This is a genomic window from Staphylococcus sp. SUC_1.2, from assembly GCF_026222585.1.
Window position 1 is genome coordinate 1 of record NZ_JANJPM010000032.1, and the last position, 16,294, is coordinate 16,294.

Annotated in this window: 13 protein-coding genes; 10 read left to right on the forward strand and 3 right to left on the reverse strand. The window is 31.7% G+C overall.

Annotation, left to right across the window (positions count from 1 at the left end; genetic code table 11):
* Positions 1 to 178: 178 nt before the first annotated feature.
* Positions 179 to 1,324, reverse strand: a complete 1,146-nt coding sequence (locus tag NR218_RS10395; protein WP_037557890.1) for a globin domain-containing protein — start codon at positions 1,322 to 1,324, stop codon at positions 179 to 181.
* A gap of 263 nt (positions 1,325 to 1,587) precedes the next feature.
* On the opposite strand from NR218_RS10395, the gene NR218_RS10400 reads away from it, so the two are divergent.
* The 6 genes from NR218_RS10400 to rihC all read left to right on the forward strand — a co-directional run bounded on the left by NR218_RS10400 (position 1,588) and on the right by rihC (position 7,237).
* Positions 1,588 to 1,905 (forward strand): DUF5011 domain-containing protein, encoded by a 318-nt coding sequence (locus NR218_RS10400; RefSeq protein WP_011276172.1) that lies wholly within the window; start codon positions 1,588 to 1,590, stop codon positions 1,903 to 1,905.
* A 295-nt stretch (positions 1,906 to 2,200) separates the two neighbouring features.
* Positions 2,201 to 3,325 carry a cytochrome aa3 quinol oxidase subunit II gene (gene qoxA, locus NR218_RS10405; RefSeq protein ID WP_011276173.1) on the forward strand — a complete coding sequence of 375 codons (1,125 nt, stop codon included), beginning with the start codon at positions 2,201 to 2,203 and terminating at the stop codon, positions 3,323 to 3,325.
* Positions 3,325 to 5,313, forward strand: coding sequence for a cytochrome aa3 quinol oxidase subunit I (qoxB, locus tag NR218_RS10410; RefSeq protein WP_011276174.1), 1,989 nt, complete (start codon positions 3,325 to 3,327; stop codon positions 5,311 to 5,313). The genes qoxA and qoxB overlap by 1 nt, the downstream gene beginning before the upstream one ends.
* A complete protein-coding gene (qoxC, locus tag NR218_RS10415; protein WP_011276175.1) occupies positions 5,303 to 5,908 on the forward strand; it encodes a cytochrome aa3 quinol oxidase subunit III in 606 nt (201 codons plus the stop codon). The genes qoxB and qoxC overlap by 11 nt, the downstream gene beginning before the upstream one ends.
* On the forward strand, positions 5,905 to 6,195 hold the full coding sequence (gene qoxD / locus NR218_RS10420) for a cytochrome aa3 quinol oxidase subunit IV (protein WP_011276176.1): 291 nt from the start codon (positions 5,905 to 5,907) through the stop codon (positions 6,193 to 6,195). Before qoxC ends, qoxD begins: the two co-directional genes overlap by 4 nt.
* Positions 6,196 to 6,337: 142 nt before the next feature.
* On the forward strand, positions 6,338 to 7,237 hold the full coding sequence (gene rihC, locus NR218_RS10425) for a ribonucleoside hydrolase RihC (RefSeq protein WP_037557888.1): 900 nt from the start codon (positions 6,338 to 6,340) through the stop codon (positions 7,235 to 7,237).
* A gap of 62 nt (positions 7,238 to 7,299) precedes the next feature.
* On the opposite strand, the gene NR218_RS10430 is transcribed toward rihC, so the two are convergent.
* Positions 7,300 to 8,475, reverse strand: a complete 1,176-nt coding sequence (locus NR218_RS10430) for a serine hydrolase domain-containing protein (RefSeq protein WP_011276178.1) — start codon at positions 8,473 to 8,475, stop codon at positions 7,300 to 7,302.
* 458 nt (positions 8,476 to 8,933) lie between these two features.
* On the opposite strand from NR218_RS10430, the gene NR218_RS10435 reads away from it, so the two are divergent.
* The 4 genes from NR218_RS10435 (at position 8,934) to NR218_RS10450 (ending at position 15,578) form a co-directional block, all read left to right on the forward strand.
* On the forward strand, positions 8,934 to 10,190 hold the full coding sequence (locus tag NR218_RS10435) for an LCP family protein (RefSeq protein ID WP_011276179.1): 1,257 nt from the start codon (positions 8,934 to 8,936) through the stop codon (positions 10,188 to 10,190).
* Between the two features lie 18 nt (positions 10,191 to 10,208).
* Positions 10,209 to 10,679, forward strand: a complete 471-nt coding sequence (locus tag NR218_RS10440) for a DUF2538 family protein (protein WP_011276180.1) — start codon at positions 10,209 to 10,211, stop codon at positions 10,677 to 10,679.
* Between the two features lie 138 nt (positions 10,680 to 10,817).
* Positions 10,818 to 11,240, forward strand: coding sequence for a GNAT family N-acetyltransferase (locus NR218_RS10445; protein ID WP_011276181.1), 423 nt, complete (start codon positions 10,818 to 10,820; stop codon positions 11,238 to 11,240).
* A gap of 252 nt (positions 11,241 to 11,492) precedes the next feature.
* Entirely contained in the window at positions 11,493 to 15,578 is a 4,086-nt protein-coding gene (locus NR218_RS10450; protein ID WP_049426423.1) for a GW dipeptide domain-containing protein, read from the forward strand.
* 284 nt (positions 15,579 to 15,862) lie between these two features.
* Here NR218_RS10450 and NR218_RS10455 read toward each other — a convergent pair whose 3' ends face one another.
* Complete coding sequence (locus NR218_RS10455) at positions 15,863 to 16,282, reverse strand: MarR family transcriptional regulator (protein WP_011276183.1); 420 nt, start codon at positions 16,280 to 16,282, stop codon at positions 15,863 to 15,865.
* Between the last annotated feature and the right edge of the window lie 12 nt (positions 16,283 to 16,294).

Consider the following 16,294-nt stretch of genomic DNA (forward strand, 5'->3'; position numbering starts at 1 on the left):
TTAGCACGTAGAGATGCATTTTTTTAGATAACGGTGAAACCTTTTCTGAACCATACGCATAGCGTATGGTTTTCTTTATACAATAAAAGCACAGGGATGATGTTTATTAAATATCATCCCTGTGCTTTATTCATTTATAATTTATACAAAATCTTATTAATAAATATCTATTTCAATATTAAACTGCAACACTTAATTTTGGTACAAATGTTTCATAATGAATATGACTTTGATCAACATCTAATGCTTTTAATACTTCAATAACTGATTGTATGAATTTAGCACCACCACAAACATAAATCTCTGTATTTTCACTTATATATTTTTCTAAGTATTCTTTAGTTAAATAGCCATTTTTTTCGCGATCATAAAGTTCATATTTTGCTTTGTCTGATTTTTGACTAATATTTTCTAAATATGAAGTGAATGGTGTATCGTTGACATCTCCAGTTACTTGAATAAATTGAGCATTGCTATCTTTAACAATCACTTCATTAAACATTGAAACTAATGGCGTAACACCGATACCCGCACCAATAAATAATTGAGGGTTTTCAGGATTTGCAACCGCAAATGGACCTACAGGTGCTGATAAATTAATTTTGTCTCCTTCGTTTAATTCATCATGCAATATAGTTGAAACTTCACCTTCATGGTCAGTTGTCACATCACGTTTAACAGCAAATGTTAAGCGCTCTTTTTCTCCAGATACAATTGAATAATGTCGTTTTGCACGATAAGGTATTTTTTCACTACTTACATCCACAGTGATGTATTCACCAGGTGTAAATTGACTTAAATCATAGTCAGTAGATTTAACTGTGAAAGCTTTGATATCTGAAGATAATTGTTCGATTTTTTCGATTTCAAAAGGTTGGAAACCTTCCCAAAGCATACTAGCATAGATATCTTTTTCAACTTGAATAAACACATCTGCGATTTCTTGATAAGCTTTCTTCCAAGTTTGGATAATTGGATGATCATCTTCTAGTCCTACTACTGCCTTAATTGCTTCTATTAAATTTTCTCCAACAATGTCATAACCTGCTGGCGGAACTTCTAATGCACAATGTTTATAAGCGATTTCTTTAACTACAGGCATGATGTTGCCTAAATTATCAATATTAACAGCTGCTGCTAAAACACTTTGTGCTAATGCAGTTGATTGAAATCCTTTTTGTTGGTTCGTTTGGTTAAACATATTTTTTAATTCTGGATGTTGATTAAACATTCTATTGTAAAAATATGATGTTATTTCAGTGCCTTTCTCTTGTAATACAGGTACCGTTTCTTTGATAATGCCTTTTTCTTTTTCATTTAACATGAAAGTCACTCCCATTTAGTTAAATATTTCAAACCTTTTCCAAGTTCATTCTATTCCAATTTGCAAAATTTTTAAATCAATTGTAATTAAATTCACAAATTGTTCATTTTACATAATCTTAATATATATTTTTCTTCTTATTATTTAAATTCTTAAAATAATACGATATATTAGGACTATAGTATGATGTTTATTTTCAGCATATATTGTATAGTTTAATTAAATTACTCAATGACTTTATTTTTTTAACGGAGGTTAACTTAATGAATAAACTAATCCAGTCACTTTCAGCGCTAGGCGTCTCCGCAACTCTAGTTACCCCCAACTTAAGTGCAGAAGCAACAACTAATCACTCCCCTGAGCTTAGAGGTGTGAATGATATCGTAATCGAAAAAGGCCAAAATTATAATCTACTAAATGGAATTAGTGCTTATGATAAAGAAGATGGTGATTTAACACATAAGATCACTGTAGATGGTCATGTTGATACTTCTAAAGTAGGCAAATATAAAGTGAAATATAATGTCATTGATTCAGATGGTGCAGAAGAAACTTCAACTCGATACATAGAAGTTAAATAATATGACAAATTTTTGAGATGAGATGAATAATCTCATCTTTTTTTGTGTCAAAAAACCTTGAAAACACTGAAAATGATAACGTTTCTCAACTATATGCGTATTTCACTTAAATTTGTCATTTTTCACAGAATAGACACATAATTTTAACAAATCTTACATTCCCCGTCATTCCTATTGTTTCTAGTTGTTTCCTATATATAATTATAATTTTTTTCGGATAAGTACTTGTAAATATTGCGTAATAAACTAAAATTAATGATAAGCCCTACATTTGTAGTATTAGGAGGTCAAAAAAGTGTCAAAATTTAAGTCTTTGCTTCTAATGTTCGGCACGCTAATTTTACTTAGTGGTTGTTCGAATGTTGAAGTATTTAATGCAAAAGGGCCAGTAGCAAGTAGTCAGAAGTTCTTGATTATCTATTCAATCATCTTCATGCTTGTTATTGTTGCTGTTGTACTTACCATGTTCGCTATTTTTATTTTCAAGTATAGCTACAATAAAAACAGCGAAACTGGTAAGATGCACCACAATTCTTTAATTGAAACAATTTGGTTTGTGGTACCTATCATTATCGTAATTGCTTTATCTATTCCAACAGTTAAAACTTTATACGATTATGAGAAACCACCAGAAAGTAAAGAAGATCCAATGGTTGTATACGCAGTAAGTGCTGGATACAAATGGTTCTTCGCTTATCCAGAACAAAAAGTTGAAACTGTTAATACTTTAACTATTCCTAAAAATCGTCCTGTAGTATTCAAATTACAAGCTATGGATACGATGACAAGTTTCTGGATTCCTCAATTAGGTGGTCAAAAATATGCCATGACTGGCATGACAATGAATTGGACTTTACAAGCCGATGAAACAGGTACTTTCAGAGGACGTAACTCAAACTTTAATGGTGAAGGTTTCTCTCGCCAAACGTTTAAAGTTCACTCTGTAGACCAAAGTGAATTCGATTCTTGGGTTAAAGATGCTAAGAGCAAGAAAACACTTAGCCAAGATGAGTTTGATAAACAACTCTTACCAAGTACACCTAATAAAGAATTGACATTCAGTGGTACGCATATGGCATTCGTTGACCCTGCAGCTGATCCAGAGTACATCTTCTACGCTTACAAACGTTACAACTATGTTCAAAAAGATCCTAACTTTGTAGCTGAGAAAGACTTGTACAAAGATGTTACTGATAAACCACAAAAACCAGCTCGTAAGGTTCAAATCACTAACGCTAACTATAAGCGTCATGGTATGAAACCTATGATTCTTGGTAACAATGATCCTTATGATAATGAATTCAAGAAAGAAGAAGATCATAACTCTAAGGAAATGGAAAAAATCAGTAAAAGTGCAAAAGACGAAAATGCGTCTAAATTTGGTAGCAAAGCAGACAATGATCATGGAGGTGGACATTAATGAATTTTCCATGGGATCAATTGCTCGTTAAAGGTAACTGGATGATTACAATGGCACAAATTGGTGCGCCATTCCTAGTTATTGGTTTAATCGCAGTAATTACTTACTTCAAGTTATGGAAATATCTTTACAAAGAATGGTTCACATCCGTAGACCATAAAAAAATCGGTTTAATGTACTTAATTTGTGCCGTACTTATGTTCGTTCGTGGTGGTATTGATGCATTACTATTACGTACTCAATTAACAATTCCAGATAATACTTTCTTGGAATCAAATCACTATAACGAAATATTCAGTACGCACGGCGTTATCATGATTATCTTTATGGCTATGCCATTCGTATTTGGTTTATGGAACGTAGTCGTTCCACTACAAATTGGGGCTCGTGATGTGGCGTTCCCAGTTATGAATAACATTAGTTTCTGGTTATTCTTCGTTGGTATGATTTTATTCAACCTTTCATTCATTATTGGTGGTTCACCAGCAGCTGGTTGGACAAACTATGCACCATTAGCTGGTGAATTTAGTCCAGGCCCAGGTGTTAACTATTACCTAGTCGCAATTCAGATTTCAGGTATTGGTACTTTAATGACTGGTATTAACTTCTTCGTAACAATACTTAGATGTAAAACACCAACAATGAAATTCATGCAAATGCCAATGTTTACTGTAACAACATTTATTACGACTTTAATCGTAATTCTTGCGTTCCCAGTATTCACAGTTGTACTTGCATTAATGACTTTTGACCGTGTATTTGGAACTGCATTCTTTACAGTTGCCGATGGCGGTATGCCAATGTTATGGGCAAACTTCTTCTGGGTATGGGGGCACCCTGAGGTTTATATCGTTATCTTGCCTGCATTTGGTATTTATTCAGAAATTATTCCAACATTTGCTCGTAAACGTTTATTCGGACACCAAAGTATGGTGTGGGCAACTGCTGGTATCGCATTCTTAAGTTTCTTAGTTTGGGTTCACCATTTCTTCACAATGGGTAATGGTGCTTTAATCAACTCATTCTTCTCAATCTCAACAATGTTAATCGGTGTACCAACCGGAGTTAAATTATTTAACTGGTTATTAACATTATATAAAGGACGTATTACGTTCGAGTCACCTATGCTATTCTCATTAGCCTTCATCCCTAACTTCTTATTAGGTGGGGTTACAGGTGTAATGTTAGCGATGGCATCAGCTGACTATCAATACCATAATACTTATTTCTTAGTAGCTCACTTCCACTATACATTGGTTACTGGTGTTGTATTTGCCTGCCTAGCTGGTTTAATCTTCTGGTATCCTAAGATGATGGGTTACAAATTAAACGAAAAATTAAACGCATGGTGCTTCTGGTTATTCATGATTGGATTTAACGTATGTTTCTTACCACAATTCATTCTTGGATTAGACGGAATGCCTCGTCGTTTATACACTTATATGCCTTCTGATGGTTGGTGGTTATTAAACGTAATCTCTACTATTGGTGCATTATTAATGGCTGTTGGTTTCCTATTCTTAGTAGTAAGCATTGTATACAGTCATATCAAAGCTCCACGTGAAGCTACTGGAGATAACTGGGATGGTCTTGGACGTACTTTAGAGTGGTCTACTGCTTCTGCAATTCCACCTAAATACAACTTTGCTATCACTCCAGATTGGAATGACTATGATACATTTGTTGATATGAAAGAACATGGTCGTCATTATTTAGATAACCATAATTATAAAGACATTCATATGCCAAACAATACACACACAGGTGTAATTATGGGTATATTCATGTTATTAGGTGGTTTCTTCTTAATCTTCGAAACTGTAATCCCTGCTGCAATCTGCTTAGTAGGTATTCTTGGTTCATTAGTTTACCAAAGTTTCGTACAAGATCATGGTTATCATATCCCTGCTTCTGAAGTTGCTGAAAATGAAGCTCGCTTAAGAGAAGCTCGTATTAAAGAAAGGGAGGCTGTAGGTCATGAGTCATGATACAAATACTGTTGATTCACGTACGCACGAAGGTCAATTAAATAAACTTGGCTTCTGGATTTTCCTTACAGCCGAATTCTCATTATTCGGTACCTTGTTCGCAACGTTATTAACGTTGCAACATGGTGGCGATTATGCTGGCAAAATGACAACAGAATTATTCGAGTTACCGCTTGTATTAATTATGACGTTTGCCTTATTAATTAGTTCTTACACATGTGGTATTTCAATTTATTACATGCGTAAAGAAAAACAAAACTTAATGATGTTCTGGATGATTCTTACTGTCCTTTTAGGTCTAGTGTTCGTTGGATTCGAAATTTACGAATTTGCTCACTATGTTTCTGAAGGCGTAACACCACAAATTGGATCTTATTGGTCTAGTTTCTTCATCCTATTAGGTACACACGGTGCTCACGTATCATTAGGTATTGGTTGGATCATTTGTTTATTAATTCAAGTGGCTACACGTGGTCTTAATAAATATAATGCTCCTAAATTATTCATTGTAAGTTTATACTGGCACTTCTTAGATGTTGTTTGGATCTTCATCTTCACTGCCGTATATATGATAGGGATGGTGTATAGCGGATGAATACAATCGTAAAACATACAGTCGGCTTTATTGCCTCAATCGTCTTGACGTTATTAGCAGTTTTCGTAACTCTATACACAAACATGACATTCCATGCTAAAACAACAATCATCTTTGGCTTTGCTTTTATTCAAGCTGCAGTTCAATTATTAATGTTCATGCACTTAACTGAAGGAAAAGATGGTCAAGTACAATCGTTCAAAGTTATCTTTGCGATTATCATCACATTAGTGACTGTTATTGGTACGTATTGGGTTATGCAAGGTGGACATTCTCACCACTTATAATTTAATATTTATCTCACACAAAGAACCTGTTATGAAACTCGTCAGAGTTTCAAACAGGTTCTTTCTTTATGCTTTCATATCATACCTGATTTAAGTTATCTTTAATTTAAATCATTTATTGTGAAGGAGATGCATTTGAATAATGACTTTACCTATAATCATAGATACTGATCCAGGAATTGATGATGCTGCTGCATTGAGTGTTGCCCTATTACATCCATTCTTCGATGTAAAAATGATTTCCACAGTCAATGGAAATGTCAGTATAGAAAAAACGACTTCTAATGCTCTGAAATTAAAAGCTTTCTTCAATAGTGACGTACCTGTTCACAGAGGTTCTGCAAAACCGTTAATTAATAAAGCAATAGATGCAAGCCAAGTTCATGGAGAAAGTGGTATGTATGGATACGACTTCCCATCTATATCAAATGACCAATTAGCTTCTACTAACTCAATATCTGCAATGAGGGAGATACTTTTACATTCAGACACCCCTATTACGCTTATAGCGTTAGGTCCACTTACGAATATTGCTCTATTGATAAGTACGTTTCCTGAAGTTAAAGATCATATTAGAGAAATTGTCTTAATGGGAGGAAGTTCAGGACGAGGTAATGTAACGCCACTTGCAGAGTTTAATATCTATAGTGATCCTGAATCAGCACATATTGTATTTGAGAGTGACCTTCCCATTACTATGATTGGACTTGATTTAGCACGACAATCGCTGTTAACTCATGACTATTTAGCATCATTTGAGCATTTGAGTAGAACAAGTGCAATGCTCTATCAAATCTTTCAACATTATAGAGAGAATGACTTCGCTAAAGGGTTAAAATTATATGATGTCTTCACTGTATTATATTTACTTGATCCTGAAAGCTATGAAACGATACTAGCTAGTGTACGAATTGAATTACATGGGACATTGACCAAGGGAGCTACAGTTGTTGATTACGACTCCCACTATCCAAATTGTAAAATTGTTACTTCAAGTATAAATAAGAACTACTGTTCAATATTTAAAGACACAATTAAATAATTCATTTAAATTAAAAAAGCTATAACAAAATGCATTTTTATTACATTTCGTTATAGCTCTCTTTATTTGGTTTCATAAATATTTTGACCGAGTAATTGATAATAAATATGAGAAATAATTGACTCATTTGACACTTTAGAATAATCAACTTTATTCGTAGCCAGTACAATAATATAATCTTCATTAAAATATACCGTGAATATTTGACCGAAAAACACACCATTAATTCGATTGACTTGAGGAGTCGAATAGAATCCATATCTATAAGATTCTGGATATTTAGTGCTTCCAATTTCTTGGAGTAAAGATGTTGTAACTGCTTGATTGAAAATATTATTTTGCTGTAAATCATTAACTAATCTAGCCATATCATGTGTAGACATAAATAAATTTCCTGCACCATAATATTGATCTAATGTATTAGGTTTCATCGTTTTTAGTTTCTCATTTTTCACTTTATATCCAGTAGCCATATTCTTTTTATAAGGCTTTTCATTAAAGAAAGCACTATGCTCTAAATGATAGGGTTCTGCTAAGAATTTATAATAATTTTCCACATAAGAATGATGCGTTACTGCTTCTATAACTTGCGCAAGAACTAGATAGTTAGCATCGTTATATAAATGCTTATGATAATATTTACTATTAATCCCTCTTCTTTGAATATCATGAACTGCCCCATCTAAACTCTTTGTATTAGGATTAGCACTAAATTTATATAAACCACTTCTATGTAACATTAAATCTTTCAAGGTAATAGTTTTATTTGTCTTAAACCAAGGCAAATACTTAGTAACAGGGTCATTAATATTAATTTTGTTTGATAATTCTAAGTGCTTGAGTATTAAGCCAGTAGTGAATTTTTGAGCTGATCCAATTAAATACATCGTATTTGCATTGCTTTTTTTCTTACTGCTAATATTTTGATAACCATAACCTTTATCAAGCATTAATTTTCCATCTTTTAAAACTGTAATTGATCCATTGAAATGGACATTTTTTAAATACGTATTAATTTGTTCAATATTATCATCTTTTGCTTGAACCGTTTTGAGCTTATCGACTGTTTTGTGGTTTTTATCACGATGTTCTATATAAGCCTTATTATCATTAACATTGTTATATTCACTGTCCTTGATACTATAGTTAGTAACTTTAATGACGAATAATATAATGAGAAGTATTAAAACAATTAATACTAAAATAAAAGCTATAATTTTTAATTTGTTATTTTTCATGGGGTCCCTCTTACGTCTAATTATAGAAGTATATCTAAATTAAAACCTATTCTATCTAAATCATTTTTTATTCGTTTAATATTTTATATTATATAACACAACACCATTGAATTCATCTCTTTAATCATACACCTATAATTTTTTATTACATCGTACTTTAGTATGATAAAGTATTATCTAATATTGCTTTATCATCTTTTGTAAATTCTATTTTAATAATGTAAATTTTGTATTAAACTTAAAGTTGTAATTCTCTCCAAAAAGTAATACAATTTAAGGCTATGAGAGTATACATTATATATAATTGCACCATCCTTACAACTTTGAATACAAGCAAAAAATAAAAAATATAAATTTATTTTTGATTTTATACTTCATGTTAAATAAAAATATAACGATTTTTATTTTTCAAATCATAAAATCTCTTATAAAAGATAATATGTATAGGAGCAAATGCTATGAACCGATTTTTAAAATATTTTATGATGCTACTTACATTAGTACTAATCGTTGTTCCTGTAATTTTTATCATCAATTTGTATAAAACTTCTGAAAGTGCAATGCAAGCCTCATACGATAAATCTGATTCGAAGCGTCAATCAAACATACGTGAAGGAAAAGTAAATCCTTCTAAAGATGCTGTTTCAATCTTATTTTTAGGAATTGATGATAATGAAGGTCGTCGTAAAAATGGCCAAACTACAGAACATTCAAGAACGGATTCTATGATTCTTTCTACCTTCAGTCCTGAAAAGCGTCAAATACGATTACTTAGTATCCCACGTGATACGATTAGTTATATACCAAAAGTTGGTTATTACGATAAGATAACTCACGCACATGCTTACGGAGGACCTGTAGCAGCTATGGATTCTGTCGAGGCGACATTAAACGTTCCTGTTGATTACTATGTTCGAGTAAATATGGATGCCTTCGTTGAGGCTGTTGATGAACTTGGCGGTATTTATTATGACGTCCCTTACGACTTAAATGAGCCTAATACAGACGATAGCGGTAGAATTAAAATTAAAAAAGGCTATCAAAAACTTAATGGTGATGAAGCGCTAGCCGTTGCAAGAACACGACATCATGATTCTGATTTAAAACGTGGCGAAAGACAAATGGATTTAATTAAATTATTATTCCAAAAAGCTAAGAGCCTTGATTCATATGACAAATTAGATGATTTAGTACAAATAGTTGGGAAAAATGCGAAACATAATTTAACTTCTTCTGAAATCAAATCTCTAGCATCTATGTACTTATCTGACGACATTGAATTTAAAAAATCTCAACTTAAAGGTAAAGATGATTACTTACAAAATATTTACTATTATAATCCGAGCGTAAGTAGTATTATGAAATATTCAAATATATTGCGTTCTGATTTAGGACTATCTAAAATAACAGATAAGGATGAATTCTTAGATCAACGCGTTATTAAACATTACGGTACACTTATACCACTTACACCTCTTGATCAGTCTTTATTGAAAAATAATCAAAAAGATTCATCTTCTTCTGATGATAACAACGATGATTCAACAAATTCAGATAACAATAATAATATACAATCATCTGAAGAAAATAGTTCAAACTCAAATGAAGGTATTGACCAAAGTAGTCAAGGTAGTACTCAAAGTGATAACTACAATCAGACAAATAGTTCTAATTCATTCAATAACAATCAAGATCAAATGAATCAAATTTACTAATTGAGAGGAGCACAAACTATGTCACGTAAAACATATGAAAAAGCTGCTAACATTAATGGTATGTTTAATGTTTTAGAGCAACAAATTATTCATAGCAAAGACATGGCATTATTTAGAAGTGAATTCTTTTACGTTAATCATGAACATCGTGAAAATTATGAAGCATTATTAGTCTACTATGGTGAAAATTCTGTTAATCCAATTGTAAATGGTGCTTGCTACATTCTTGCTTTGCCAGAAATCTTCAATAAAGTAGATGTTTTTGAATCAGATTTACCGTTCTCATGGGTTTATGATGAAAATGGTATTACTGAGACAATGCAAAGTATTAGCGTTCCTCTTCAATATCTTATTGCGGCAGCATTAGAAGTTACTGATGTAACATTATTTAAACCTTCAGGCTTTACAATGGGAATGAATAATTGGAATATTGCTCAAATGAGAATATTTTGGCAGTACAGTGCGATTGTTCGCCAAGAAGCCTTATAATCAAATAATTTCCACTCCTTTTTACAAATTTGTTGTAAAAAGGAGTTTTTTTATATCTTTAAATCATATAGAATAACTTTATACTTTTATAAATTTAATTTTTGCAACTTTTAATAATTACATATATGGGGGGGTAAGATGTTTGAAATAGTAAAAAACAAAGATATGTTATCAGAATGCTTTTATATTAGAAGAGAAGTATTTGTGAAAGAACAAGGTGTTCCCTTGGAAAATGAATTAGATTCATTTGAGGAAGAATCTATACATATTATTGGCTACGACAAAAATCATGTACCTTTTGCATGTGCGAGATTTAGACCTTATAACAACGCAGCAAAAGTAGAAAGAGTTGCTATTTTAAAACCTTACAGAAAAGATGGATATGGCAAAACAATGATGCACGCTATTGAACGTTTTGCAAAAGATAAAGGATACAATCAATTAGTTTTAAATGCTCAAGTACAAGCTCAAGGCTTTTATGAGAAACTAGGTTATATTCAAACTGGCCCAGTTTTTATTGAGGAAAATATCGATCATATAAAAATGTATAAGAATATTTAAACTATTTATATTCTAAATTCATAGAGTGCATGTAATTAATTAAATAAACTATCTCATTTTTTTAATAGTAGCTTAAACTAATGTATTTTAAATTATCATTGCTTAGCAATATCGTCCTTAGTAAAACCATAATTTGTTCACTATTTGTAAGAAAGTATTAAAGTTAGTTTACAAATAAGTTAAATCAAATCATAGTCAAAATTTTAATACTATAATAGCATTGTAATAATAAAAATAATGAGGAGTAACAATATGAAAAAAAAGTTTAATTTAAAATTTCCTTCGATGATTGCGATCACATTATTTGGTGCTGCATTTACTTCACAACATGCACATGCAGCTGAAGCGAATCAAAATTCGAATAATACAAATAATGTTATTGATGATCAACAAAATATAGAAAATGCTGAGCAAGCTAAAAAAGAAGTAACTAATTCAGCTCAAAATGTATCAGGGGTACAAACGTATCAAAACCCTTCTGATGTTAAAGCATCTGTTGCTACAGTAAGCAAAACGTATGATGCTAAATTAGATAATTTAGCGACAACACAACAGACTTCACAAGATCAACAAAGTACGCAAAATCAAAGTACTGCTAACACAAGCGCTACTAATTCAAATAGTGAGCTAGCTAAGGTTCAAGATAACGAGCAAGAAGTTTCAACTTCAAATAAATCTGATCAAACAACTAATATTAATAACACACATAGTAATACTGATGCTAATAAGCAAACATTGCAAGCTTCTAAAAACGCTTTATCATCATCTCAAGTTCAGTCAAATGATGATACGTCTGCTAATAGTAATCAAAACACTACACAATATGTTAATAATCAAATTGATGAAAGTAGCTCTAACTCACAACAAGAGAATAGTCTAACTTCATCAAATAAGAATCAATTGAATTCATCATCTGTTACTCCATCACAATCTAATCAAGTGGCTCAGTCTAACAACCAAATAGAGTCTAAGCAAAGCAGTGATAAGAAAGTAAGTACTTATAGTAATAATGATAATAATGCAACTCAAGTAAACGTAGATCAAGCTAAAACATCACAAGAAGCTAATACTAAGAATGCATCAGCATCAAAAACAACTCAAACATCTACAAGTAACAGTACACAATCAGGTTATTCTGGATTTAGATCTGTTGGTGGCAAAGGTGGTCCTGCTACTTCAGTAAAAACAGTTAAACGTTATGCAGCTAAAGCAACTACATCATCTTTACCGAAATATAAACCACAAGTAAGTTCATCAATCAACAATTATATTCGTTCGAATAACTTACAAGCACCTAAAATCGAAGAAAACTATTCATCTTATTTCCCTAAATATGGATATCGTAATGGTGTTGGCAAACCTGAAGGTATTGTAGTTCATGATACAGCTAATGATAACTCAACAATCGATGGCGAAATTAATTACATGAAAAACAATTACAATTCAGCTTTCGTTCATGCATTTGTAGACGGTAACCGTATTATAGAAACTGCCCCTACTGACTACTTATCATGGGGTGCGGGTCCAAATGCTAATGGTCGTTTTATAAATGTTGAAATTGTTCATACACATGACTATGCTTCATTCGCTAAATCAATGAATAACTATGCAGATTATGCTGCAACACAATTACAATATTACGGATTAACACCTAATAGTGCTGAAAATGATGGTCAAGGTACAGTTTGGACTCACTATGCAATTAGTCGATTCCTAGGTGGTACTGACCATTCTGACCCACACGCTTACCTACAAAGCCATAATTATACTTATAATGAATTATACGATTTAATTAATGAAAAATATTTAATTAAAACAGGCCAAGTAGCACCTTGGGGTACTACTTCAAGCAGTAGTAGTTCATCGAATACCAATAAAGGTGGTTCTAGTAATAGTGGTTCCACTACTACATCACCTAAATTAACTGTTAAGTCTAATAGTGGCTTAGCTCAAATTAAAACTGATAATAGTGGTGTTTACACAACAGTTTATGATGATAAAGGTAAAGCTACTAACCAAGTTCATAACACTTTATCTGTAACTAAATCTGCCACACTTGGTAAAGATAAGTATTATCTAGTATCTGACTACAATAGTGGTAAAGTTTACGGTTGGGTTAAGCAAGGAGAAACCGTTTATAATACAGTAAAATCTCCTGTAAAAGTAAACCAATCATATAATATAAAATCAGGTGCTACTCTATATACAGTGCCATGGGGTAACTATAATCAAGTAGCTGGAACTGTTTCAAAATCTAATACAGCACCATTTAAAGCAACAAAGTCTCAACAAGTTGGCAAAGCCACTTATTTATATGGGTCTTTAAATGGTAAAAATGGATGGGTTAGCCAAGCATTTCTATCTAATATAACTAAACCATCTTCTGGAAGTAAAACACCTACTGTAGATAATACTTTAAAAGTATCGAATCTTAAGAATACATTAGGTCAAGTTTCTACTAAGAATAAAGGAACGTATACAACCGTTTATGATAAAAATGTGAAAGCTAACGCAACTATTGGTGGAAAAACGTACAACATTACTAAGAAAGCTACGTTGAACAATAAAGATTATTACTTAATTTCTGATTATAACGGTAATACTTCACGTGGTTGGGTACCTGCTTCAGAAATTTCTGTTAAAACTACAACACCTAACAAAACTAATGCCACTTATTACGATATTAATGGAAATGCAAATATTTACGACACACCTTGGGGAACAGCTAAACAAGTTAAAGCTACAGTACCTTCAAGTGGTAAACAGTTAAAATCAATTGATAACCTTAAAGTTGGTAACGAAACTTACTTACACGGTGTAATCAACAATATTTGGGGTTGGATTAAATCAACTGATGTTAAACAAACACCTAAAGTAAATGCTAAATTTGCTGTAAACACTAAAGCTACTAAGCCATCTACTACATCAACTCAAACTGTGTCTAAAGTAGCTCAAGTTAATGCGAACAACAGTGGTGCACGTGCAACTGTTTATGATAAAACAGGTAAAAATGCAACTAAGTATGCTAATCGTACTTTCAACGTTTCTAAAGAAAAAACAATTGATGGTAATACTTATGTGTTACTTCAAAATACTACGACAAATACACCTTTAGGTTGGTTCAATGTTAAAGACTTGAAAGTTCAAAACTCTAGTTCTGAACAAAAAACATCAGGTACTTATAAAATTAACAACAAAAATAATGGTCTATACTCAATTGCATGGGGTACAAACCAACAACGTTTAGATAATAAAGATTTAGCTAATAAATCATTTAAAGTATCTAAATCAGTTGTTATTGGAAACACAACTTATCTATACGGTACAGTTAACGGTAAAACTGGTTGGATCGCTAAGAATGATTTAACTTCATCAAATATTTCATCAGATAATGGTGAAAAATATCAATATGAATTTATTATCAACACAACTAATGGTTATTACTATGATGACCCTAGTTCAGCTAAAGCAACTTCATTAAAAGCTTTTAATGAACAAATTTTCCAAGTTACAAATCGTAAAGTCGTTAATGGTAAAACTTGGTATTATGGTAAATTAAGTAATGGCAAATATGTATGGATTAAAGATACTGATTTGAAAAAAGAATTAGTTAAATATTCAAAATCATATAGAACATTAAATCAAGTTGTATCACTTCAACAAAATGCGTACGGGGCTCCACCACAAGTTCAAAGAAATGGTTATGGTTGGTCAAACGCAACTTATAGTGAAATTAAAAATGCTATGAATACAGAAAAATTAGCTAAAGATGATACGCTTAAATACCAATTCTTACGCTTAGATCGCCCGCAAAATCTTTCTGTAGCAAGTTTAAATCAATTACTTAAAGGTAAAGGTGTTCTTGAAAATCAAGGTCAAGCATTCAGTCAAGCTGCTGCTACTTCAGGTATCAATGAAATTTACTTAATTGCACATGCATTAATTGAAACTGGTAATGGTCAATCTCAATTAGCTAAAGGTGCAAACATCGTAAATAATTATGTTACAACTAAAAGTGCTACAAAATATCATAATGTATTTGGTATAGCTGCTTTTGACGCTAATCCACTATACAATGGTATTAATTATGCTAAGCAAGCTGGTTGGAATTCAGTATCTAAAGCGATTATTGGTGGTGCTAAATTTATAGGTAAAGACTATATTAAAGCAGGCCAAAACACGCTATATAAAATGCGTTGGAATCCAGACCACCCTGCTACACACCAATATGCAACTGATATTAATTGGGCTAATGCTAACGCTCAATATTTAAAACAACTTTATAATGAAATTAAAGCTGTTGGTAAATATTTTGATATCTCAAGCTATAGTAAATAAATAACTATATTCACTAATAAATTGAATGAGACATAAAATTCTCATTTGAATTACCAAGATTCTAGGACATTAAGTTCTTGGACAAATTAAAAAGACAATTTCTATTGATAATCTATAGAAATTGTCTTTTTATAATTATTTTAATTATATATGTTGCTAGTTCGTACAATTTTAAATATTGAATTAAAAGTTATATTCTTTATGCCCATTTTACTATACTAAAAAAGCCCTATCGCTATAATGATCATTTGGATAAATTCATTAAGACAATAGGACTCATTTATTTAAATATATATATGACGACTATTTAGCTTATCTAATAGTTGATTTAAACTTTGAATTTCTTCCTTACTTAGACACTGACAACGTGCTTCTATTAACTCACATCTTGCCGTATTGATTTGTTGAATCAAATTACGAGCTTCTTCTGTTAGGTATAAGTCTTTGCAACGTAAATCTTCATGGGATTGTAGACTAGTTATATATCCTTTTTGCACTAATTTCTTAATCCATCTAGATACAATGGATTGTTCTCTACTAATCTTCATCGTTAAATCATATTGCGACAATCGATCATAACTATATAAAATTCTCAATAGTTCTAATTGATCATTTGTAATATCTGTACGTTGTCCAAAACGTCTATTAACCAAATTAAGGTCATTATTAGTTAGTGTAATAAGTTTTTCTAGTTGATTATACATTGTTGTTCTACT